Raw genomic sequence first — 23020 nt, 5'->3', positions numbered from 1 at the left:
CCACCTGATGCTTCTGCGCCCTGCCCGTTCAACCCTCATTCTTCTACGCTGCCTGCACGGCAAACCAACGAGACATACGACATTTGTAAATAGCTGGCGCTGCGACATTTGTATCTGCCTTTGACATTGGGTTGTAGCGGCTAAGTTGTAATGTCCGCTTTTAGCTAAGTTCAAATGTCCGCTTTGGCGTGGCGTACGCCGGCCGGCAGCCGATCTCGGCGCCGGAGGCTTCGATGGCTGCGACAGAACGGATCACGATGACGATGCGCGAGCTGGACAGGTACAAGGTGATTCAAGCGGTGGCCGAAGGCATGCTCAAGCCGTGGCGCGCGGCTGAGCGGCTCGGGCTGACGACACGGCAGATTCGACGGTTGGCGGCTCGGCTGCGTGAAGACGGTCCGGGTGGACTGGTCTCGCGGCGGCGCGCGAAGCCGAGCAATAACCGGCTGGACGCCACGATTGCCAACCGGGCGCTGGCGATCATCCGAGATCGCTACGCCGACTTCGGACCAACCTTGGCTTGCGAGAAGCTCGACGAGTGCCACGGCATTCACCTGGCCAGGGAGACGGTCAGGAAACTGATGACGGACGCCGGCTTCTGGATTCCGCGCCGGCAACGTCCGCCGAAGGTCTATCAGCCGCGGGCGCGCCGCGCTTGCCTGGGGCAACTGATCCAGATCGACGGAAGCGACCACCGCTGGTTCGAGGATCGGGCGCCCGCCTGTACGCTGCTGGTGTATGTCGACGACGCGACGAGCCGGCTGATGACGCTGCATTTTACGGCCACGGAGTCGACCTTCAGCTATTTCGAGGCGACGCGTGCGTATATCGAGCGATACGGCAAACCCGTCGCCTTCTACAGCGACAAGTACAGCGTTTTTCGCAAGACGGCGGCGATCGGAACCGGTGACAGCGTGACGCACTTCGGGCGCGCGATGTACGAATTGAACATCGACACGTTCTGCGCCAACAGCAGCTCGGCCAAGGGGCGCGTGGAGCGGGCGCATCTCACGCTTCAGGACCGGCTGGTCAAGGAGCTCAGACTGCGCGGGATCGACACGGTGGAAGCGGCCAATGCCTATGCGCCCTCCTTCATCGCGGCCTACAACGCGCGTTTCGCCAAGCCGCCCAGGAGCGAGTTCGATGCGCACCGGCCGCTGCGCACCGACGAGAATCTCGATCTGCTGCTGACGTGGCGCGAATCGCGCAAGGTGAGCAAAGCGTTGACGGTGCGTTACGACCGGGTCCTGTATCTGCTCGACGATACGGTTGCCAATCGCAAGCTCATTGGGCGGACCATCGAAGTCTGGGAATACCCGGACGGGCGCATTGAGCTGCGTGCCGATGGTCGGGCCTTGCCGTATCGCGAATACGACAAACTGACGGAGGTGGATGCCGGGGCGATCGTTGAACACAAACGCCTGAGCCACGCATTACAGGTCGCGCAGTCGATGCAGGCTCAACGCGATAGCCGCCGGATTGCCACCGCGCCCTCGCGCACGAACCTGGGTGCCGAGGTGCGCTCGCCCGAACGCACACCGGGCACGAAGAAGCAACGCGAACTCACGCAAAAGGATCTGAATCAGGTTATCGAAGAACTGGCGCAGCAGAACGTGCAGACCCAACCTCAACGGCGCAAACCAGGCCGTCGGTCTGCTGGACGGATCGTCTGAGGCGTGAGCGCCCTGCCCGTTCAACCACATGCCTTCTACGCTGCCGCTATCGAGAACCATGAGAACCGACAAACGGCCGAACCCGACATTTCTAATTAGCTGGAAGCGGACATTTGAACTTAGCCCGCACCCGGACATTTGAATCCGGCTTTGACATGGACATCGGGTGTAGAAACCAAGTTCTAATGTCGTATCTGGGCAAAGTTCAAATGTCGCAGTGTTGAGCGGTTTGGGCGCATTCTGGCGGGGTTTTGACCTGCCGGAGATCGCCGTGACTCGTTCAGGACTGATCACCATGAGCATGCGTGAACTGGAACGAGTCAAGGTCATTGAGGCGGTGCTCATCGGCACGGCAGCCTGTTATCCAGTCGCGGCCGTCAACCAACGATCGGCAGTTCGCCGTGCAACTACGGCTTGACATTGCGTAGCTACGTGTCGTCCGCCGGTCATCCGGGCCGGCGGCTTCATTTGGCGACAAAGCTGGTAATGCGCTACGCCCCCCCCCGAGTGATCACTATTTCTTATGCGGTGAATACGCTTGCTGAACAAACGTTCGCAGTTGCGTCGCAAAATCGTCGGTTTGCGCCGCCAAACTATCGGCGCATTCTGAAATCCGATTGCTCCCGCATACGCCGACCGCTGAGCCGTCGTAGAACGTTAGACCGCCAGGGTACCCAGGCTGTGTGAAAGTGAACGCGATTGAATACGCGGTCTCATATGAGTTGGGATCGACGTCCATCAAGCTGAGATGCACTTGCAGCGCGGAGTCTTTAACGTCATCGACCACCCTTAATGCGGACGAACGTCTCAGCTTCTCTTTGAAGGCGTACGCTAGTCGGTTCGACTGCATCCCTGTCTGCGAGGCATCGATATACACAGCCTGCGCATTCGCCGTCAAGCAATACATGCTCAAAAAGCCGCACAGCGCTATCCCAATTGGATTTCTCATTGTAGGTTCCCCGGCTGAACATCCCAGAGCCGCGAACGCTTTAGACAGCGCGCTTTTCTGCGGCTCAGCTATCTAAGCAATCAAGCATGATTGTCCTCGAACTCCAGTGACGAAAAGTTCGCTATCCGTACAGCTCCCTCAGGAAACTTCGCGACAATGTCTAATTGCCCACCCATCGCCTCAATATGCGTTCGCAATGTGGAGATATACATATCAGTACGCTGCTCCAATTTGGCGATGCTAGGTTGCTTCACATGCAACACGACAGCCAAGGCCTCTTGAGAAAGGCCTCTGGCACGCCGCAGTTCGCTCAACGCCATTTCGTCCACTACTTTCTTGACACGGGCGTCTACCCGCGTTTGTGCTTGCGGTGACATCTTGCCCCGCAATTCAGCAAACTTTTTAGCCATCGTCGGCTCCCATACTCCCCAACTCAGCCAGATGCTCGTCGTATAAGGCATCGGCTCTTGGCACGTTCACGTCATACCAACGGTCATCCCCAGTTTTGTCGCCACCTAGCAACAAAATAGCGGCTCGCCGAGGATCAAATGCATACAACACACGGTACGGACGACCTGCGTGTTGAACGCGAAGCTCCCTCATGTGCGCATGTCGAGATCCGTTGATTCCGCTTGAATGCGGGTAACGCAACGCCGGACCATATTGCTCAAGCAGCGCCACCGACACCGCAACGGACTCTTGCTCGCCCTCCGTCAAGCCATCCCACCAGCCGCCGAAAGCGTCGCAATACTCAACCTCCCACCCCATAACCACCTCCTGAAGACAATCCGACCTTTTTTCATCATCTCTCTCCTTGCTAGTGGCGCGGGCCGCTCTGCCCACATATGAAATATAGCCTCGATGGAATATGCTGTCAAGGGAATGTATCCAGGTCTCCGACGTGCATCAGCGCGTTGATCTTGGAACAGCTTCTGGACCAGGGCGCCAGACACACCCTCGAAATGGGCAGGCTACATTTTATGCGGCAGTTTGCTCTGTTGTTGGTGGCGTTAGCGGACCGCCTTGCGGCGTGCCTTCCGTACGCGCCTGTACCAGCCCCTCGGTCATCATCCCCGCCTCTAGGAAGCGGCGAATCAGCTTCAGCACTGTTCTGTCTTGCACGTGCCGCGCAACTCGCGCCATCAGCACGTCATGGTCGACCCGATCGAAGAACTTCTCCAGATCGATGTCCACCATCCAATGCTGACCACCTTGGACATGCCGGCGGGTGGGCGCAGCGGCGGGCAGTTCCCGCATCAGCGGCCGCTCGATCTCGAACAATTCAAGCGGTACTTTGCGGGTGGTGCCGTGGATACGGCGCCCCGCTTCGTGCATGACCCAACGACGTGCTTGCGTGTTCAGATCCGTGAAGTCGCGGAACTGGCGCAGCGGCAAGAAGTTGCCCTTCACGTATTTGACGCCGGCCTCCACGATGCCCTTCTTGGGCGGATCAGCCGGTGGGCAAGGATCGATGCGGAATCCGTACCCTTCGGCGCATTCGGCATAGGCGCGTTGCACGACTGGGTCAGAGGTGCAGACCCGTGTGATCGCGCACTTGGGGTTATCGATGATCACGCGCGTGGGGACACACCGAACCATTCGAAAGCGCGGCGATGGCACCCGAGCCAGGTCGCGACCGTCTGGTCCCAGACGAACTCGACGTACTGGTGTCGCGAGAAGGCAAGCGTCATCACGAACGCCCATGTGCGCCGGAATACACCGTCGGCGTCGGGCAGCATCGGGCCGGCGCCGAAATCGACTTGGGCGGCTTCGCCGGGCGCAAAGGTCAGCGGCACGGTGGCGTCGGGCGGACGATCGGCGTTGATCGAGACGATCATGCGATAAACCGACGAATAGCTGCCGGTGTAGCCGTGCTCGCGCCGTAATGCGGCCAGAATCGCGGTGCCGGGCACGTTCTGCTCGAGCCAGGACGCAATCAAGGCGCGATGGACTTCGAGGCCCGAGACGGTCGACGTGGCCTTGCGCGGCGAGCCCTTGCCGGTAGCCGATCTCGGCGCCGGAGGCTTCGATGGCTGCGACGGGAGGCTAATGACCGACCCGCTGTCATCACACAGGTACGAACCGATGTCATTGTAGTTTCTTCTGTTGTCGAAGAAATTTCTTGACCCATGACGCCAAGTCCTTTTCTTCGACTTCCCACTTCTTCGCTGTTTCTTTAAGCGCTTCTTCACTAGGCATCTTGTTCTTGTCGGGCTGTTTCGCGGCCGCCTCGTGGACAGCCCCCTCCTGTTGAACCCAGCGCGTCACCATCTTCTTCGGGACCTTCCATCTTCTTGCGACTTCTTGCAGCTTTGCGTCTTGAGGCATCTTTTTGTCGCCTGATTGCCCAGCAAAGGCGTCGTCGATAGCCCCGGCCTTAACGCCCACGATACGTCCTCGCGGCAGGTTCTTCTTATCGTAGAAGTCTTTCCCCTGCGCCAGTTTCGCAATGACGCGCGTGTCGGGGTGGTCTGGATCGAACTTGGCTTTCTTATTCGAATCGGCGGGAATCCGATTGTAGATGGCTAGCATGCATCCCTCGCACACCGGCTCTGTCGGCGCCAAATAAGCACATCCGTCGATGTCCGGCTGCGCGTCGGCCCAGCGTAGCGCCCGTTGCTCCGCATGGTGGTCAGTTGCCTCTTCGTGGTTGTAGCCGGAAACGCGGGAATAAGATGTGTCTGCAGGAATCTCGTCCGCACCGGCAACCCTGTGCCCGTCAGGAATGTTGGCCGCGTCGGCAACCGCTGCCACCTTCGGCAGATCAGCTTTTATCGTGTCCCAATCCTTGCTCGCAGCCACTCCCACATGATATGAGCCGTCTTTCTTCCTGAACACGAACGGGAGCACCGTCACTCGGTGGAAGCCATTCAGTGCTTTCAAGAAGTCCGCCCTCATCTGGTCTGCGTCATCGCGCGCTTTCTCGAACGCAGGTCGCTCCGCATCCGGTACATGAATCAGACGTTTCGGGTAACGTGCGCCCGTCGGCCTGTATTTTCCGTCCGGGCCCTTTTCAACGACCTCCGGTTCGCCCGCGGACTCCACGGCGTGCCCTTCCGGTCCGCCCGTCTCATTGCTAGCCGCCGGTTCACACGTCGACAAACCCAGCACATCAACCTGCACGAGGGGATTTGCCGTATAGGCGTAGAGATTGACGCCACCAGACTGACCCACCGGGTCGGACTGAAGGTAACGCCGCAAGACCGGGCAGTAGGTTCGGAACCGGTTGTAATGCAACAGTGTCGCCGGATCGAAATGGTGACCCGCAAACCTCAGGTCATAGGTAATCGAATTACCCGGCGCGACATCGATCCAGCCATAAGGATCGATGCTTTGCGCACGCCACACGACATCTCCGCCGACGCCTTCGATCCACTCAGGCATGCCCACTTGATTCGTCACCACGAAATACGCGTTGCCGTCTTGCGGTTTAGCCTCGATCGAGGCGTAGTCGATGAACATAAACGGAACAAGCGCCGACTCATCCGCGTAGACATAAAAGCGAACGCGCCCGTCCGGATAGATTTCCGCCGCCAGGCGGTCTTGATCCCAGTAGTAAAGCGTACGCGCCGCGCCAAGGCCCTGGTAGATTCGCCTGCAGAGCCCGTCGTAATCGGCGGTCCACACCTCTGCGCGGTCGCTTCGCTCGACAACGGTCAACAGACCCATGCTGTTGTATGAATAAGTCGTGCGGCAGCCGTTGCCATCGAGCTGTTCGGCGAGATGATTGCGATCGTCATAACGAAACCGCGCCGACGATGCACCTGCTAGGCGGTTTCCTTCAAGATAGCGGATCGATGCGCATTCGGGCGTCGATATCAGATTACCCGCGCAGTCATAGGCGAATTGGCGTGTCGGATACCCGGACCGCCACTCCCCGATCAACCGGTGCGCCGCATCGTACCGATACTCGATCACACCGCCCGATGTGCTCGCGATCGCGCGTAACTCGCCGGTTGCACTGTAAATGTATTGTGCCGCCTGAAAATGTTCGGGTTGATCGTCCCGCCACGCGATGCGCCCTTCGCATCTGCCGTCGGCGTCGAACCGGCGTAGCATATTCGTGCCATTGCCCAATTGCACCAGCACGCTACCATCCGACGCGCGCGAGATCCGGTGTATGCCCCCCGCTGGTGTGCGGATCACGGTTTCACCTTGGCCGCTCGGCTCATAGCTCACAGCAAAGCGCTCAAACCACGTCGTGTTCGAACGCTTCTTGTTTGCGTATTTATGTTCGACGCCTAAGCCATCGCGTCGGTCGGAAACGATTCGACCGTTCGCGTCCCAATCGAGCATCACGTGGAACCGGTCGGTGGATGCGTTTGTAAAGTTTCCCTGCGTGTCGTACTGATAGTGATGCGTCTCGCCGCTCTTCAACGCGCGTTTGCTCGGCAACCCGTTATCGCCGATCTCAAAGCGCAGCAGCCATTCGCCGTCGGCGCCGCACTTCTCGACGAGTCTATCGCCGCCATCGTACGTGTAGGTTTCGCGCACGACGCCGTGACGCCTGACGCGAACGAGCCGTCCCCTCAAATCGTAGTCGTAACCGCTTTCGTTGCCGGCGGGATCGATGATCGCCGAGATTTCGGCCTTGTTTGTATAGCGATACCGGATAAGCTTGCCTAGCGGATCGCACGCGCTTTCGTACAGATTCCACGACGTGATCGAGTAGTGATACTCGCCGCCTTCGCGGTCGCGTTTGCATACTACATTGCCCTCGACATCGCGGACTAGATGCTCGACGCGCCCGGCGGCATCTTTACGCGCCACGACCCGGCCGGCCGCATCTCGTTCCTCCATCTGCTTTGCTTCTGGCCTCTCCTGCCCGAAGAGCGATGCCGCATACCGCGCGACGCCGGTTGGCAACAGCAGCGACTCCAACAATAAGTGCCGATCAACCCCGCCCCATTGTTGCTCGAGCGGCGTGGCAGGCAACGCGTACCGGTTCGGGCGGTTGCGCACCGGCGTTTGCGAGTTCGGCGGCCAGCAGTTCCCCCAGCGATCGATGCGGCCTATGCTGCGACCGTTGTCGTCGTACACCCACTGCAGTTCGCGGCCGACGGCGTCGACTTCAAGCACGATGCTGCCGTCCTCCCCTACGACGCGCGCGAGCGCATTGCCGTATGGATCGACGATTCGGTTGACCGTTTTCGACTCGTCGTAGAAGTACGTCCAAGTCCCACCATCCGCGTGAGTGGCGATCGTACGACCGGGACAATAATCGAATGTGACACGCCACATCCCGTCCTGAGCCACCGTTTCGATACAGCGGTTTTCACTGTCGTACCGGTAGCCAAAAGCAAAGCCATTACGATCCGTCTCCCGGATCATCCTTTTCCGCTCGTCGTACCCATAGGACATGGCCGCATTGAGCGGGCCGGTCGATGTGGCCAAGCATCCCGCATCGGTGTAGGTATAGCGGGCAATGCTATGACGCGCGCCATCGCGGCGCGTCATCAGGACCTCCACGATGCGCCGCAAACTGTCATAGGCGAAATGAATCAGATGTCGAACGCAGTTGCGCTCGTCTGTCTGCGAGATGCCGGTCAGCGCATCGGCCGCGTCATAGTGGAATTCGCTCTCGACTCCGTTCTTGATCTGGCGCACTAGCCGGGCGATCCGGTCTTTCTCGTCGCGACGTTGGAACTCCAATTTGCCGGCCACTTCGTGCCACAGCACAAAACGACATGCGTTTCCTTGCTCCAGCCGGTAACCGGCAAACGAACCCTCATAGCGCCCGGTTTCATTTCGCGGAAATTGATACTCGCGGTTCAATGGGTCCACGTAGAGCGCACGTGTGCGAAACAAGCGTAATTCGTGCTGGAAGTTGTGGCGAAAGCCGAAGCCAAGGGCTCCATCCTGGTTGCGCCAACCGCTGCAGTAGTAGCGCTCCCAGCTGAACACTGGGGCGACGGCGTGCGCATAGTCGACGAATTCGTTCTCGGCGGTGCCTTTGACGACATCGACAGGATGTCCATTCCGGCATGGGGCGGCCGCTTTCTGCCTAGCGGCTCCTCGGGCTTTTATTTTCTTCCCGAGTCCATGCTTCGCTCCATGCCACATCATTTGCGAATCCGGGATCGGAAATCCGCCAATCAGAACAGTGTCATTGCCATTCAACAGCATGCCCATGCTCGGCTCGATCCCCGGATCCTTACCCATCAAACTGCCGAGCAACATCATCGCCATGTCGGCGGCAGTCTGGGCAGACATCATCGCAGCTGCCGCGGCCTCCCCTTGCGACAGGTCGTCGGCGGCGCCCGCGACACCGGACCCCGGCCCGATCGCCGCGTTACCGGCCTTCCACGCCATACCTGCCCGCCCCATCCCGCGCGCCCGGCTCGATACATCTGCCGCCTCGGTCGCGATTTCACCACCTTTCGCCGCCGCTCCTTCTGCTTCTCGGCTGGACTTCCCCGCATGCCCCATCGGATTGCAGTGCCGCGTCATATCGATGCCCATGCGCGCCGCGCGCATCCCGCCGATGAACGTATTGCTCGACCCGGTTTGGATGTCGAAGTATGGCGTCATGCCGCAGCAGGTCGGCGCGATGCCGATGTCGGTCACACGCGCGGCTGGGAGGCCCCCGATCAACACGCTCAAGCAGCCGCTGCCGATCGTCGCGCCGATGCTGGGCAACGGGAAGCCGTCGCTCGGGGGATGATCGTGCGCGTGCGGCGTGCCCAAATGCGCCGCGCCGATGACTGCGGCCGGCATTCCCGGCATCTTGTCTAGCAGCGGTATCTGCGCAATGCCGCTATCGAGCAACTGGGAAGGCGCACCCTGAAGCGAGGCAAGCGCATTCACAGCCTCGCTGACGTGATGGATCGCGTCGCCCTTGGATGAGAACGTTTGCTTGAGCGGGTCGTAAGTCGACTTGGCTGTTTCGAGGAGCGAATTGCAGGCCGTATTCACCTTCGTGTCCGATTGCTTACCCTCATGCGGCGGCGAATCGGATGCGTGCGTCAACCGGGTTGCAGAATCGCTCATTGCGGTGCCCCTTTATGACCCGCTCTCGTATCGAGCGGCGTTCTGCGCATCCCGCTCGCGCGGCGTCCCGAAACGCTTCTTTTCCAGCTCATAGGCTCTGGCCTCGTCTTTTAGGCCGGCCTTAGCATAGAGCGACACGATGCGATCGACGATGCGATCGTGCTGCCGTGCGCAGCCAAACTGCTGACACAATCCCTTCGCGTCGATCCAACGCTTAGCAGCTTGCGCTCCGTTGCCGCACGCGAGCAGTGCCGCGCCCGCCTTCTCCATCGCCTCCACCTTCGTATGCACGAGCATCAACCTACCGGCAGCGCAGCTCGCCAGATCGAAATAAACGGCCGACCTCGCATGTTCGCCGAGCGCGCTGCAGCAGTGGCCGGCCGCCATCAGCGAATTGATAACGCCGAGCAGATTGCGGCCCTTTAGTCCCGCCTGCAGCGCCCGCAAATACCACTGCTTCGCCTCTCGTTGCGATCCATGTCGCAATGCTGTGTCGCCCAACCCCTGCAACGCCATCGCGCAGCCCGTCGCATCCTGTCCCTCTGCATGAAACGCATAGAGCGCACGATACTTGCGCTGTGCATCAGGTAGCCTACCGTGCGCAAGATCGATCGCGGCGATCTGCATCAGCGCCTGCATGCGTTGTGCAATCGGCTGCGCCTCATCGTTTGCGACCTCCACCAGATTGCGCGTCGCATTCTCGGACGAAAAGTCGACCGAAAGGATCGATACGTGCTCCGCCTTTCTTTCCCGCGCGAGCGGAATCAGGCATGGATGATATCGATCGTCGCGGATGCAGAAGCGATGCCCCTCCATCCAGTCTTCGAAACCGCTCAGCGCCAGCCATTGCATCATCACGTGTGCGAAGCCGGCGGCATCGCCGAGCGGCGACGGCAACCATGCCCAAACGACTTTCGCGTGCTTCGACACGAGTGCGCGGATATGCACGACGGCATCGCGCAACCGGTCCTGCGGCGCACGTCTTGGATCACAGCATGCCAGCGGCAACAACGGCCAGAGCGCTTCCCCGTGTTCGGCGCGCGCCCGATTCACCTCTTCGAGTTGACGTCCAAGCGCGTCCATGCACGTTTGCACATACGTGTCGATTGCGCTGCATGCAAACGGAAAGATCAAGAATATCGCATCGCCTTGCTGTTGATCGAGCAATTGCAGCATCTTGAGCACGGGCACGGCATCGTTGTCGCTCATTTCGATCAGCAGCGTCGAATCGTCGGGCTGCTCGACGAAAGTCTCGAACGACGATTGGACGGCTTCGAATTCGCGATGCATGGGGCTGAATTCCAGATCAGTTCAACCGGACGTATCGGCTTCGCACCACGGTATCCGCTTCCGTTCGAATGTCCACTCCACCATGGCCGCCTTCGAGTTCGATGGCCTGTGCGCTGAGCCGCAGTTTGCCTGCGACTTCGATGTTTACGTTCCGATTCAGTAACGTGACGACCGGGCCGTCCGGCGACGAACGCACCTGCAACAGCGGGCGACCCGATGCATCCGACAGTTGTATGCACCTGTCCGCTTCGAGCGTAAGCTCGAAGGCGGCCTCGGCGACGGGCTCTACCGGTTCGCTGCATTCCGCCCGCCGCAGCAGGCCCGAGATCACATACTCGGGCCAGTTCGACGGCGACTGCAGCAGCACACAGTCGCCGACATGCGGCTTCACGCCCTCCACGCATTCGAGCCAACGCTCGCACGAGTTCGCATCCCGCATCGGCCATTTCACGCGAACCCGCCCCATTGCATCGGGATGGTGCGTATCCGTTACCTCGCCGATCAGCGTCGTTGGGTCCACCCGTTCGTCCGCCGGGCAAGGATGCGGCGGCGAGTCGCTTGCAAAAAGCCTGCGCAAAGCCGCCAACGTATCCTCTTCTAGCAAGTCATCGACTGTCATCCGATCCAATTCGTTCTCCATCGAATGTCTCCCAATGTTTTCGACGAACGCGAGCAATACCATCGCGCCGCCATCCGCATCAATTGATGTAAGCAATCGTCCCTTGAATCGTCACTCCCGAGCTATCGAGCGTGATCGTGCCGCCACCGGTCGATAGAACGATCTTCGTCGCATTGACGTTGACGTTGCAGATGCCCTTACCATTGTCGATGTTCACTGTCGGGGCCTGAAGATTCGCTGTCGCCTTGCCTGCAAGATTGAGATCGTCTTCGCCATAGATCGTGACGCCCTCTGCATAGCCGGCAATTCCCACGCCTTGATCGTATCCGACGATACTCACCCCGCCGCCATAGCCCGCGACTCCGACGCCAAGTTCGCCGCCCACCCCGCCAATAGACACCCCAACGTCTTCCTTATTGATCGCCATCCCGCTCTGCCCCGAGCCCATCTCTATGTGATTCTTAGCCACCATCGACGCGACCTTCGCAACCTCGACCGCATAGTTTCCCGCCATCACTTGCGCCGCATACGATCCTGCCTCGACCACGTGCGTGCTGTCTCCCTTGACGAACACATCGTGCTTGCCGTTCACCACCGCCAAGCTGTGATTGCCTTTTGCAACGGTGTGCGCGCTGTCACCGTCGACGGACACGCTGCGATCGCCCGTCACTGCGTGCGTCTCATTCCCGCCGATCTGCCCCACCCGATGCCGCCCGATACTCACCGTCTCGTCCTGACCCACGCTGCGTTGCCGGTTGCTCTTCACCTGCATCGTCTCGTCGTTGCCGACCGTATGCGTGTGGTTGTTTCCCACGGACAGCGAGTGATCCAATTCCGTCTCTGCATCGAAATTGCGCTCCGCATGCAGCCATAGCTGCTCAGCGCCTTTGCGATCCTCGAAGCGCAACGCGTTCGCGTGCGATGCCCCGCCACCTGGCGTCGAACGCGACAGCAATCCGCTTTGCGTGGCGCTCATCGGCAGATCCCACGGCGGCATGCGCTCGCCGTTGTAGACGCGGCCCGTGACGATCGGCCGGTCCGGATCGCCATTGAGAAAATCGACGATGACTTCATCGCCCACACGTGGAATCTGCACACCGCCAAACCCGCCGCCCGCCCAGGGGCTCGACACGCGAACCCAACACGAGGCGTTCTGGTCGCGCTGGCCGTAACGATCCCATTGAAACTGCAACTTGACGCGCCCGTATTCGTCGGTCCAAATTTCCTCGCCGGGCGCCCCCACCACGACAGCCGTTTGCGGGCCGTTAGTGCGCGGCGCGCTCGTCTCGCGCGGCGGACGGTAAGGCAACTGCGTCGGCTGTGCCACGAACGTCGTTTCATGTGTCACGTGCTCGTCGGAGCGATCGGTCGCGTAGGGGTTCTCTTGAAACCGATAGCGGCAGCGCACGACCAGATATGCCCGGTTTTGCTCCGAACGGGGACAGCGTTCGAGCTTAAACAAATACCCGGGCGCCATCGCGCGAACGTCGGTATGCGCGTCGACGCGCTCGTGCTCCGACTGCAGCGCTTCGAGGCGCACTCGTCCATAGCGCGTGCCCAACAGGTCGTCATCGTAGCCGCCAGGCCATTCGAACATCGCATACCGATCGTGCTCATGCCCGCGCGGGTCCGTATGCTTGACCGAGAGATCGGCGCGTGGCCTCGTATAGTCGTAATCGCTGGCCTCATAGCCGCCGATGCTGACCTCCTGCGCGGGCCGCCAACTATCGATGTGCTCTTCGTCGCCGATTGCCGTGCGGTCGGCGCCGATGTACGGGATCGTGTCGTAGCCGGGCAAGGCTACATGCGAGGACTGTGCATCGCATAGCACGAGCGTATGCGCTTGCTCGGTGTGTTTGAAGCAATAGTAAATGCCCTCGCTTTCCATCAACCGCGACACGAAAGCGGCATCGGTTTCGTTGTACTGAACGCAGTACTCGCGTGGCGCATAGTGCTCGGCGAGCCGCTTCTCCATCGGGAAGCCATAGGGCGCGAGTACCTCGTCGACGATCTCGGGCACACTCTTGCTCTGGAAGATTCTGCAATCGGAGCGTCGCGTGGCCAACCATAGCCACGGACGCAAGACGAGCTCGTATGCATAGTGCCGCTGCGCTTGGCGCCCGATCAGCGACACACGCGCGACGAGCCCGTGCAAGTAACGCTGTGTGCCTTCGCGCGCCTGAACGCGCACGCACACACACTTTCCGAGCAGTTCGCGCAACGACAATCCGTAGCCGTCGGCGAGCGCTTCGATTCGGAATTCGAACAATCGGCCAAGCGCCTCTTCCCCGTCCAAACGATAGAACTTGAGTTCCTCGCCCAGGGCCGTGTTCAATGTAAATATGCGTGACAAGCTCACTCCTCATCGGTCCGCGTGGGCTTCACGGGCGGGCGCCACGGCTTGCACACCCTTACGCTTTGCAAGGCGAGCAGGCCCCGATCGCGCCGCCCAATCGATCGTCAGCTCGCTTGCGGCCGCCTCGCCGATGCGGCCAAGCCAGATTGAATGGCCCAACCCCTCTCTGGAGCCGAGCGTATGACGTGGCACCTGATCGGCGGCAAGCACGAGTTGCATTGACCAATCGAACTCGGCGCCAAGGTACTCGCGTACCCACTGCGCAAGCCGCCTCGCGTTGCGCCCGTCTGGCAAGAACGTTCGATAGCGCTCGAGCGACATCGGCCCCAACACAAGCCGAAAGCATGACTGGCCGTCGCGCACCGCACGACCGAGCACGGCGCCGCTGCCAAGGCGTTGCTCAGGCTGTTTGGCGCGAAGCGTCGTGCGCTGCGCCTCGTCGATCGGCAGCCACCGCACGACGTGTTCCACCAAGCGCACGTCCACGCCGAAGTCGTGCGAAAGTATTCGAACGAGCCCCTCCGGGTTGCGTGTATGGCGGACCCAATGCCCAGCGTGGAAGCACATCTCGCTCACTGGCAGTATCGCGCCATGCCCGTTCTCGACGCGCTGCGCGCGGCCGATGAGGCTTGCGACGTATCGATCGAACGGCCCCGCTCCGGGACGGTCATGTCCGACGACGGGCTGAGCATCGGCCCACGCGCGATAGAACAACGCGATCGCTCTGTGATGAAAGAGATCCGCGAACGCACTCAACGCATTGCCGTTGGCGTCGTGCACGGTCTCTCGCGCGCGTTCCGTCACATGCAGCGGCATCGGGCCGTTGGGTCCGAACAAACCAAAACCATAAATGAGCAATCGTGGCGCAACGCCTCCTGCCGCACCGGCGACGGCGTGCGCCACCATCGCCGGCGCGAACGACAGCGAAGGCATCTGCCCGAGTCGCAACGGCTCGTCGCGCGGATGCGCAGCACGTCCGATCCGCGCATGCCGTGCGCAGATCGCGTCGAGCGAGCGCAGCGTCCCGAACAGATCGTACGCGGCTGGCGTCGCCAGCAACCGCCTCCAATACGCCGCGTATCGCTCGCCATAATCGGGTGTCGGGTCGTGGGGATTCATAACGTCGGTCGGCGGCCAATGCGCCCGCGCCACGTTGCGAGCGCACCGCGCTGTAGCGAGTGGAGCGCGAGCCGCGTGAACGAGTTGATCGAGGCATAGCGCGCAAAAAACTGTTCGAGCACCGCGCCCAGAAGATAAGGGCTTTCGCCGGAAAAAGCTTGCTCGTCGACCGTCATATCGACCAGCACACCACGTCCGAACGCGATCGGCCCCGCTTCGGGCAAGCGTTCGACGATCGGTGAACACGCAAGACGCCGGATCCCCGCCACCTGCCTTATCATCGACGAATCCACGGGATCTGCATAAAGACTCAGCCATTCGCGCAAATCGCGCGCGCCGGTCTCATCGTCCACTCCGGCTGTTGGCTGATAACCGATGCCGAGTTGATCGATCGCGCGCCAGATCGCTTGGTCTCGGGCAAGCGGAGGTCTCGGTCGCGTAGGACCCCTAACTATTTCGATGCCGTCGATCGGCAGCGAGAGTTTCGCGATGAGATCGGAGCGCGTGCCAGAGGAAACCAGCAGCGGCAGATCGCAATTCGTGCACAATCCCTCCGCCGAGAGCAATTCGATACGTTCATCGAACGGTGCATGCCGTCGGTCGACGAGCGCGACGTAGGTGTCGGTGCCCGTGTAGCCCGTGCGAGCACCGTGCCGCATCGAATGCGCACCGACCAGTCTCGGCTCGCGCCTCAGCGAGAAATACGCTTCACCGTCATGGTCCGCGCCATTCGATGCGAAGAATGGCAGAAACACGGTGCTCGCGCTCGCCTCGTCGCCGAGCCGATGCCCGTTCACGCGCCGAACCGAATGGATCTCATAGTCGAGCGGCCGCGTGCGATCCGCGACGAGCCGGTACTCCGCGCTATGCGACGTGACTGGAATCCGATCGGTGACTCTCGGGAACAGATTGACGACCGGTGTGCAGTGCAGCGCAAGGTGACTCGCATCGATCGTTCGTTCGAGCGCGCCATCGGCTTGATCGAGGAGCACGATCAACTCTAGGCGATGGCTGCGCGTGCGCGACAATGCTTTCCGCAAGCCGCCAATCGAAATGAAGTGAAACCGGGCGGGAAACGCGAAGTACTCGTGCAGAAGGCGATGCCCCTCGAAGCTCCTTGCATCGGTCGGCAGCATCGCCTGTGCCGCGGCAAAGCCCTCATGCGCGATCGCTTGCGGTTCCAGCCAATCGACGCATTCGCCCGAATCGGGGTCGCGGCAGGCAACGGCCAATGCATGCATGGCCAACAGCTCCAGCAGGCGCACAGCCTGAGCATCCGGGCCGCAAAGGTAAAGATCGAGTCGATCGAGCGGAAGCTGATGGAGCGGCACGTGCGTTTGCGATCCGATGACGATGCGCACCGCGCCGCGCGCACTTGCGCGAACGCCCTGCCCCATGGCCGGTAAATCGGGGGGGACGCCCGTCGTCCGAACTTCGTCGAGCGAGATCGGCCATAACGTCAGGGCGTGGGCCGTTCGAAACTCGCAGGTTGCGCCTGCGTCTCCCAAACGGCGGTACAGACTTGCACCGGCTGGCACGACGTAACCTTGCATCAACCTGCTCTCGCGCGGGTCGACATGCAATTTGGCAATCGCCATCGACGGAATCGGCGCGAGATGGTTCGGGAAGACGACATCGAGCAAGCGCTCGGAGAAGCGCGGAAACTCGGCGTCCATCTTCAACTGCACGCGCGCAGTCAGAAAGCAGAACCCTTCGAGCAAGCGCTCGACGTATGGATCGGCCACCTCCATGCCGTGCATGCCCAGGCGCGATGCAGCCTTGGGATTGGACCGCGCGAATTCTGCGCCGAGTTCGCGCAGATACGTGAGCTCGCGGTTGTAGTACTCGAGAAAGCGTGCGTCCATCGCGTCACCGCTCGGCGAGCGCCCGTACCGATGCAGCACCCGACTCGAGATCGAGATCGGTGTAGACGAGCATCGGAACGGGCTGAGGCACGTGCCAAAGTTTCGCGGCAATCTCGAACCGCAGCACGTTGGGATGCTCCGCTCGCGCATCGCCGCCCATATACCGAACTTCGATCGATTCGGGCAGTAGCCGTGGCTCGTAGTGCATCAACGACTGACGAATCTCCGCCTCCACCTGTCCCACGTCGATTTCGGAGATCATTGCACCGGCCAGCGGCGGCACGCCATAGTTCACCACGGAGCTGGCTACCTGCGGATAAGCTGCCGCCCCGTCGGCGTCGAGCAGGCGCGTTGCGTTGAGCAAGCGCGCCATATCGCGCAGCACGCACGCGCGCAACGCCGAATCGCCGCTGTCGTGCTTGCGATCGTGATGCGTCCCCGGCCCAATGAAATCGCCGGGCGCGGCGTCGACGAGCCGATCGAACAACGTGGGCTGCGGGCAGTCGCCGCGCCCCAAGGCTGACCGTGAATGCACGGGCGTTCCATTCATTCCCGCCCCCTCACATTTCCTGGTTCTTTTTGATGTCCCAACCCATCGTGACTTCCGCGCCCTTGCCTCCGTCGGGCGTCTGCTCCCAATATTGCGTCTTCACGCGCGCCGCCTGGAAGCCGTAGCGCATCATGAGCCGGTTCGGCTCGTCCTCCACGTCGGGTCCCGCGATCTGAGCCAGCGTGACGACCACCTCCTCGAGCGTCAGGCGCGAGAACTCGATCTGGTCCCCGCCCGTTTTGCACGAGGAAATCTCGACCTTGGGCACATGCTTGCCGCTCGCGCAGTACTTCAAGATGGCTGGCGTAGCCTTATCCATGAACGCGGTCACGACGAGATCGCTGAAGTTCGCTTTGCCCGCGTTGCCCCCGCCGCCGCTAGCCATGGCCGCCGGCTGAGCCGCCGCCCAAGAAAACATTTGAATGTCGGTCCACCCTTTGTGTTGACCGTCCGCCGATTCTCCGGTCGCCCCTTCGACTCTCATGAACATCGCCATTCCCATCGCGTTCTCCCTCTGAATTCACAATCGGACTACTCGTTCGATGCGCGGATCGACGGCAGCTTCGTGACCAGTCGCAGCGAAACCGTGAGGCCCTCCAACTGGTAGTGCGGCCGCAGAAAGAATTTGGCCGCGTAGTAGCCGGGATTGTCTTCAACCTCCTCGACGACGACCTCGGCGGCCGCAAGCGGCTTGCGCGCCTTCGTCTCTTGCGACGAATTGGCCGGATCTCCGTCGACGTAGTTCATGATCCAATCGTTGAGCCAGCGCTGCATGTCGCTGCGTTCGCGAAACGAGCCGATCTTGTCGCGGACAATGCATTTCAAGTAGTGCGCAAAGCGGCTGCATGCGAACAAGTAAGGCAACCGGCCCGATAGCCTTGCATTGGCCGTTGCATCCGCGTCGTGGTATTCCCCGCTCTGATAGAGCGATTGAGCGCCGATGAAAGCGGCCACGTCCGAATTCTTGCGATGCACGAGCGGAATCAAACCATTTTTGGCGAGCTCGGCTTCGCGACGATCGCTAATCGCGATTTCCGTCGGGCATTTCAAATCGACGCCGCCGTCGTCGGTCGGAAACGCGTGGCACGGCAAGTTCTCCACCGCGCCGCCCGATTCGACGCCGCGAATGGCGGAGCACCAGCCGTATAGCTTGAAGGAGCGGTTGATGTTCGCCGCCATGGCGAACGCCGCATTCACCCATGTGTAGCGATCGTGCCGCGCCGAATCGATGTCCTCTTCGAAGTCGAACGCTTCGACCGGGTTCGTGCGCGCGCCATAGGGCACTCGGCCGAGAAAGCGCGGCATGGCGAGCCCGATATAACGCGAGTCTTCCGATTGCCGCAGGCTTCGCCATGCGGCGTACTCGGTGTTCTGAAAGATCTTCGTCAGATCACGAGGATTCGAGAGCTCTTGCCAAGAGTCCATCTGCATCAAGGATGAAGACACGCCGGCAATGAACGGCGCATGCGCGGCTGCCGAGATTCTCGAGATCTCACGCAACATTTCCACGTCGGGCGGGCTATGGTCGAAGTAATAGTCGGCGACGAGACAGCCGAACGGCTCGCCCCCCAACTGCCCATACTCCTGTTCGTACACTTTCTTGAACAGCGGGCTTTGATCCCAGCCGACGCCCTTGTGGCGTTTGAGCATGCGGGCAAGCTCGCTTTTCGTTGCGGGCAGCACTCGGATCTTGAGCAATTCGTCGCTTTCGGTATTGCTGACGAGATAGTGCAAGCCTCGCCACGCCGATTCGAGCCCTTGAAAATCGGGGTGGTGCAAGATCTCGTTGATTTGCCCCGTCAGCTTGGCATCGATTTGCGCGATCAGTTGCCGGATTGTCTCGTAGGCGTCGTCCGAGACGGTCAGCGAATGCTCGAGCGCTTGATGAGCGAGCGTGCGCATCGCGTTTTGCACGGCGATGCGAGCTTGCTCCGTTTTCGGATTGATTTCTTTATCGAGCAGTGCGGTGAATTGGCTTCTTTCGATGACGGCCAGCGGCGGGCGTTGCTCCTGCTGAGCTTGTGTTTCGAGTCTAGGCATGATCGGCTCCCTGGGCGGTGTCGTCGGGGCCATCGCGGTGCGACGGTTCTTGTAGGGTCGGCGCGGACAACTCAGCCAGCAGCTTGGGATCGGCCAACGCATGCGCAACCAGCATTTCCGCGCCGCGTTTGCCATCGATGTACGAAAGCAGATTCGACAGCTGCGTACGCGCTTGAAGAAGGCGCCTCAAGGGTTCGACGTTTTGCGCGATAGCGCCCGGCGAGAAATCATCCAGACTTTGCAGCGCCATTTCGACGTGAAGCTTTCCCTCGCCAGTCAACGTGTTCGCGACATCGAGCGATAACGCCGGTCCGACCGCCTTCATGCGTTCGTCGAAGGAGTCGATATCGATGTCGACGAAATTGCGTTCGTTCAGATCCGGCAGCTCGTTTGCGCGCGCGCCGGCCAGGTCGGCAAGCACGCCCATCACGAACGGCAGTTCGACCTTGCGCTCGGCGCCGTATAGCTCGACGTCGTATTCGATATGCACGCGCGGCGCACGATTGCGAGCAATGAATTTCTGTCCGCTCGTCGACGACTTGAAAGATGGCATGGCGGTGTCTCTCCTCGGAAGTTCAGTGCGATTGCGGTTATGTTCTTGCGCCGTCGCCGTCCGCGCGGTTATCGGCGCCGCGCCCGCTCAGCGCATCGAGCTTGCCCAACCCCTCGGGCGCAATGTCCCGCATGATTTCGTAGAAGTTGAGGGTGAGCAGGCGCTGGACTCGACGTAGCAGCAACGGAGCCGGATGACTCGGCTCGTGTCGTTCGAAATAGCTACACAGCGCGTCCAAACATAAATTGGCGTCGGCGCGCGTATCGATCGTCATGGCGGGCGACGGTCGCGATTCGGGTTCGCGTGATGTTTGCCCCGAGCCGGACACCGGCGCGAGTGCATGGTCTTTTGCCGCGTGCAAGCATTGCGCGATGACCGACAGATCGCGTTCTAGCGCACTTTCATCGAGCGCCCATTCTTGGCCCAGCCGGGTGTGCAGCGTCGCGCGCAAAGCGCACAAGGCATCGAGGGCGTCGAGCGCGGTGGCAAGCGTTGGGTCGCCCCTTCCATGCGCGGCGCGTAGATCGTCCGCGATCCGCTCGCAGCCGCCGAGACCTTCGCGGGCGCCGATACCGTGGCGCGCAAGCGCGCTTGCGATGGATCGGACACTCGTGGCCCCGAACAGCGGCCATTCACGCATGACGTGCAGGCAGCCGCCTGAACCGGCCATTTCGCGCAGGACATTGACGCGCGGCAGGGGATCGTACTGACCGTCGACCGTCAGTGCGGGATGCACGGCATCCCAATACCTGTCGAGCAGCGCACACGCCATGTGCAGCCCTCGCGCCAACCCCGAGAGGCCGTCGGCCTGCATCCAGGCGCGCGTCAATTGCACAAGCACGCGCAGATCCTTGGTGCGGGCAAGCAGCGACACAGCAAGTTGCTCGATGCGAGACCAATCGGGCGGCTGCGCGGCGATCAACGTATCGCCGTATTGCTGCTCGGACTTGCCGCTCGCATACTCTTGCAGTAATAGAAAATCGGCGTCGTATTCGAGGTTTGGGCCGCACGGCGTGTCCGCATCGATCGGCGCGAGCAAAGTGTCATTCATCGGCGCCTCACTCGAACGAGTAGCGAATCTCGACGGGCGATTCGCCGACGTCGAGCGTGATCGTGCGCACCAGCGGCGGCAAGTTGCCGTTGCGCACTTCGATGCGGTAAGTGCCGGGCGTGAGACTCATCGCCCGAAACGGCGGACTGATGCCTCGCCTCACGCCGTTCACGTACACCTCCCCCCACGGAAAGACAAACAGCCGCACGAGAACCGGCCGAAGCGCTTTGCTTCTCGCCACCGCCGCCGGGCCCGATGCTTGCGACGCATCCGGCTCATTGGCCGCGGGTGGTGCTTCGTCGCGAGAGGCGGGCGAGCGCATCGCGACGGATGCGCGGTTCGATGCTCCGCTTGCCAATGCGGCCGAAGCCGTGAGGTCTGCTCCGCCAGCCGACGCGGCCGGGCTTGCGCCCGACGCGCGGGCAACGGTTGCCGGGGACGACGCCGTTTGCGTCACGGCCGATGCCGGTCCGGAGAGACTCTGCTGCGCGTCAGGCACGGTCGCCGGCGTTTGCGCAGCCGCCAGCGGCGCGCTGCTGCGGGGTAGCGCTGGAAGCGCTTGCGGCGCGGCTAGCTGCGCCATCGATGGTGCGGCAGGTACCGGTGAGGTCTGCCCCGACGGCCTCATGGCCACTTGCAGCAGGGTCACGCCGGCCGCCGCAATCACGAGGAGTGCAAGTGCCCGCACCGCATGCCGCCGTATGCCTAGTGCACTCCAACGCGAAGTATTGGGCCGATCATCGCGATCCGTGACTGAGGTCACATCGATCGCCGACGGCTCCGTCGGCTCCGTCGTGTCCTCGGCATGAAGATCGGCTGTCGATATGCTTGGAGACGCGGCCCTCACCTCGCTCAGGACCGGCTCCGGTGCCGCCGGGACCGGAGCCGATTCGACGGCGGCACTCTCGTCGGAGTGGGCCCAAACCGGCTCCACCTCGATGGGAAAAGGCGCCGAAGCCGCGCGATCGGGCGTCACGAAGACGCCCGGCATCGTCTCGCGCAAGCCCAACCGTTGCGCAAACGCAGGCACCGATCCGGGCCGATCCTCGATCCGCAAAGCAAGCGCCGCGTCGATCGCCGCCAATAGTCGCTCGCTGTAGTGAGTGCCATCATTGGGCCACTGCCGGCCGGCGAGCGGGCGATATTGGTCCTGGATGCTGCGCACGACGGCAGCCGGCGGCAAGTCGCCCGTGATCAACGCGTACGCGACGGCGCCCAGTGCATAGATGTCGGTCCACGCGCCCTGTTTGAACGCCGGATCATCCGTGTATTGCTCGATGGGTGCATATCCGGGCTTCAGAATCATCGCCGTTTCGTCGACGAGGTCGCCGATCAGCTTGCGCGCCGCCCCGAAGTCGAGCAGAACCGGCTGCCCTCCCGGCTGCACCAGGATGTTGTCGAGCGAAATATCGCGATGAAAGCACTGCGCGCGGTGGAGCGTATGAAGCGCCCCGAGCAAAGGCCCAAAAAGACCGAGCAGTTCCGGCTCGCTCATGCGCTCTACTCGGCGCTTTCGCTGCGCAAGTGTCTGCCCTTCGTAGAACGGCATCACCATGTACGCGGTGCCGTGGCTCTCCCAGAAGTGGAGCACCTTGAGCAGCCCAGGATGATCGAATTGAGCCAGCAGCCGCGCCTCGTTGAGAAAAGCCGTGCGCCCTGCTTCGAACGCGTGCGCGTAGCGCGATGCGCGCACGCCTACCGTGTAGTCCCCCGCTCGCAGCGCCAGCATCGCCGGCATGTACTCCTTGACCGCCACGGTTCGTTGCAAGGTTCGGTCGAATGCGCGATAGACGATGCCGAAGCCGCCGACGCCGAGTACCGAATCGAGCTCGAACTCGCCAAGCCGGTGGCCGCTCGGCAGCGGCTTCACCCTGGCGCTGGCGGCGCGATCGGCACTCACCTCGGCTTCAGCGAATCGAGATTCCGTCATAAACCTCCCCTTCAACGTCCTTGTCCGGCCGTCAA

The 23020-nt window shown here is 61.4% G+C and carries 15 protein-coding genes and 2 pseudogenes; 1 reads left to right on the top strand and 16 read right to left on the bottom strand.

The features are described 5' to 3' along the window. Positions 1–233: 233 nt before the first annotated feature. Positions 234–1673 carry an ISNCY family transposase gene (locus tag MMB74_RS03055; protein WP_277427136.1) on the top strand — a complete coding sequence of 480 codons (1440 nt, stop codon included), beginning with the start codon at positions 234–236 and terminating at the stop codon, positions 1671–1673. Between the two features lie 1029 nt (positions 1674–2702). On the opposite strand, the gene MMB74_RS03050 is transcribed toward MMB74_RS03055, so the two are convergent. The 16 genes and pseudogenes from MMB74_RS03050 to MMB74_RS02975 all read right to left on the bottom strand — a co-directional run bounded on the left by MMB74_RS03050 (position 2703) and on the right by MMB74_RS02975 (position 22985). Beyond that, on the bottom strand, positions 2703–3032 hold the full coding sequence (locus tag MMB74_RS03050) for an XRE family transcriptional regulator (protein WP_277427098.1): 330 nt from the start codon (positions 3030–3032) through the stop codon (positions 2703–2705). Beyond that, complete coding sequence (locus MMB74_RS03045; RefSeq protein WP_277427097.1) at positions 3025–3390, bottom strand: type II toxin-antitoxin system RelE/ParE family toxin; 366 nt, start codon at positions 3388–3390, stop codon at positions 3025–3027. The genes MMB74_RS03050 and MMB74_RS03045 overlap by 8 nt, the downstream gene beginning before the upstream one ends. A 237-nt stretch (positions 3391–3627) precedes the next feature. After that, positions 3628–3849, bottom strand: a pseudogene (locus MMB74_RS03040) (reverse transcriptase domain-containing protein); the annotation flags it as partial. Between the two features lie 15 nt (positions 3850–3864). Then, positions 3865–4601: pseudogene (gene istA / locus MMB74_RS03035) on the bottom strand (IS21 family transposase); the annotation flags it as partial. A gap of 109 nt (positions 4602–4710) precedes the next feature. After that, positions 4711–9429 (bottom strand): RHS repeat-associated core domain-containing protein, encoded by a 4719-nt coding sequence (locus MMB74_RS03030; RefSeq protein ID WP_277427096.1) that lies wholly within the window; start codon positions 9427–9429, stop codon positions 4711–4713. A gap of 195 nt (positions 9430–9624) precedes the next feature. Further along, on the bottom strand, positions 9625–10902 hold the full coding sequence (locus MMB74_RS03025; RefSeq protein WP_277427095.1) for a hypothetical protein: 1278 nt from the start codon (positions 10900–10902) through the stop codon (positions 9625–9627). Between the two features lie 16 nt (positions 10903–10918). Beyond that, a complete protein-coding gene (locus MMB74_RS03020) occupies positions 10919–11542 on the bottom strand; it encodes a hypothetical protein (protein ID WP_277427094.1) in 624 nt (207 codons plus the stop codon). Positions 11543–11600: 58 nt separating this feature from the next. Next, positions 11601–13874 carry a type VI secretion system tip protein TssI/VgrG gene (gene tssI / locus MMB74_RS03015; protein WP_346780663.1) on the bottom strand — a complete coding sequence of 758 codons (2274 nt, stop codon included), beginning with the start codon at positions 13872–13874 and terminating at the stop codon, positions 11601–11603. A gap of 9 nt (positions 13875–13883) precedes the next feature. Continuing rightward, positions 13884–14996 carry a type VI secretion system baseplate subunit TssG gene (gene tssG, locus MMB74_RS03010; RefSeq protein WP_277427093.1) on the bottom strand — a complete coding sequence of 371 codons (1113 nt, stop codon included), beginning with the start codon at positions 14994–14996 and terminating at the stop codon, positions 13884–13886. Then, positions 14993–16861 (bottom strand): type VI secretion system baseplate subunit TssF, encoded by a 1869-nt coding sequence (gene tssF / locus MMB74_RS03005; RefSeq protein WP_277427092.1) that lies wholly within the window; start codon positions 16859–16861, stop codon positions 14993–14995. Before tssF ends, tssG begins: the two co-directional genes overlap by 4 nt. 4 nt (positions 16862–16865) lie before the next feature. Further along, positions 16866–17396 (bottom strand): type VI secretion system baseplate subunit TssE, encoded by a 531-nt coding sequence (tssE, locus tag MMB74_RS03000; protein WP_277427091.1) that lies wholly within the window; start codon positions 17394–17396, stop codon positions 16866–16868. Positions 17397–17421: 25 nt separating this feature from the next. After that, positions 17422–17913 (bottom strand): type VI secretion system tube protein Hcp, encoded by a 492-nt coding sequence (locus tag MMB74_RS02995; RefSeq protein WP_277427090.1) that lies wholly within the window; start codon positions 17911–17913, stop codon positions 17422–17424. 29 nt (positions 17914–17942) lie between these two features. Further along, a complete protein-coding gene (gene tssC, locus MMB74_RS02990) occupies positions 17943–19451 on the bottom strand; it encodes a type VI secretion system contractile sheath large subunit (RefSeq protein ID WP_277427089.1) in 1509 nt (502 codons plus the stop codon). Next, the gene (gene tssB, locus MMB74_RS02985; protein WP_277427088.1) at positions 19444–20004 is read right to left on the bottom strand and encodes a type VI secretion system contractile sheath small subunit; all 561 of its coding nucleotides are present in this window, start codon (positions 20002–20004) and stop codon (positions 19444–19446) included. Before tssB ends, tssC begins: the two co-directional genes overlap by 8 nt. Positions 20005–20041: 37 nt before the next feature. Continuing rightward, the gene (tssA, locus tag MMB74_RS02980) at positions 20042–21055 is read right to left on the bottom strand and encodes a type VI secretion system protein TssA (RefSeq protein WP_277427087.1); all 1014 of its coding nucleotides are present in this window, start codon (positions 21053–21055) and stop codon (positions 20042–20044) included. A gap of 7 nt (positions 21056–21062) precedes the next feature. Beyond that, positions 21063–22985 (bottom strand): serine/threonine-protein kinase, encoded by a 1923-nt coding sequence (locus MMB74_RS02975; RefSeq protein ID WP_277427086.1) that lies wholly within the window; start codon positions 22983–22985, stop codon positions 21063–21065. Between the last annotated feature and the right edge of the window lie 35 nt (positions 22986–23020).

It is taken from the genome of Trinickia sp. Y13 (assembly GCF_029522115.1).
Classification (GTDB): domain Bacteria; phylum Pseudomonadota; class Gammaproteobacteria; order Burkholderiales; family Burkholderiaceae; genus Trinickia.
Note: the sequence above shows the minus strand (reverse complement) of the source record. Positions and strands in the feature narration are given on the sequence as shown.

Excerpts from the sequence above, each read along its gene's own strand:
- tssC (WP_277427089.1), bottom strand. The coding sequence starts at position 19,451 with ATGCCTAGACTCGAAACACAAGCTCAGCAGGAGCAACGCCCGCCGCTG.
- MMB74_RS03025 (WP_277427095.1), bottom strand. The coding sequence starts at position 10,902 with ATGCATCGCGAATTCGAAGCCGTCCAATCGTCGTTCGAGACTTTCGTC.
- MMB74_RS03045 (WP_277427097.1), bottom strand. The coding sequence starts at position 3,390 with ATGGGGTGGGAGGTTGAGTATTGCGACGCTTTCGGCGGCTGGTGGGAT.
- tssB (WP_277427088.1), bottom strand. The coding sequence starts at position 20,004 with ATGCCATCTTTCAAGTCGTCGACGAGCGGACAGAAATTCATTGCTCGC.
- MMB74_RS03055 (WP_277427136.1), top strand. The coding sequence starts at position 234 with ATGGCTGCGACAGAACGGATCACGATGACGATGCGCGAGCTGGACAGG.
- MMB74_RS02995 (WP_277427090.1), bottom strand. The coding sequence starts at position 17,913 with ATGGGAATGGCGATGTTCATGAGAGTCGAAGGGGCGACCGGAGAATCG.
- MMB74_RS02975 (WP_277427086.1), bottom strand. The coding sequence starts at position 22,985 with ATGACGGAATCTCGATTCGCTGAAGCCGAGGTGAGTGCCGATCGCGCC.
- tssF (WP_277427092.1), bottom strand. The coding sequence starts at position 16,861 with ATGGACGCACGCTTTCTCGAGTACTACAACCGCGAGCTCACGTATCTG.
- MMB74_RS03020 (WP_277427094.1), bottom strand. The coding sequence starts at position 11,542 with ATGGAGAACGAATTGGATCGGATGACAGTCGATGACTTGCTAGAAGAG.
- MMB74_RS03050 (WP_277427098.1), bottom strand. The coding sequence starts at position 3,032 with ATGGCTAAAAAGTTTGCTGAATTGCGGGGCAAGATGTCACCGCAAGCA.
- tssG (WP_277427093.1), bottom strand. The coding sequence starts at position 14,996 with ATGAATCCCCACGACCCGACACCCGATTATGGCGAGCGATACGCGGCG.
- tssA (WP_277427087.1), bottom strand. The coding sequence starts at position 21,055 with ATGAATGACACTTTGCTCGCGCCGATCGATGCGGACACGCCGTGCGGC.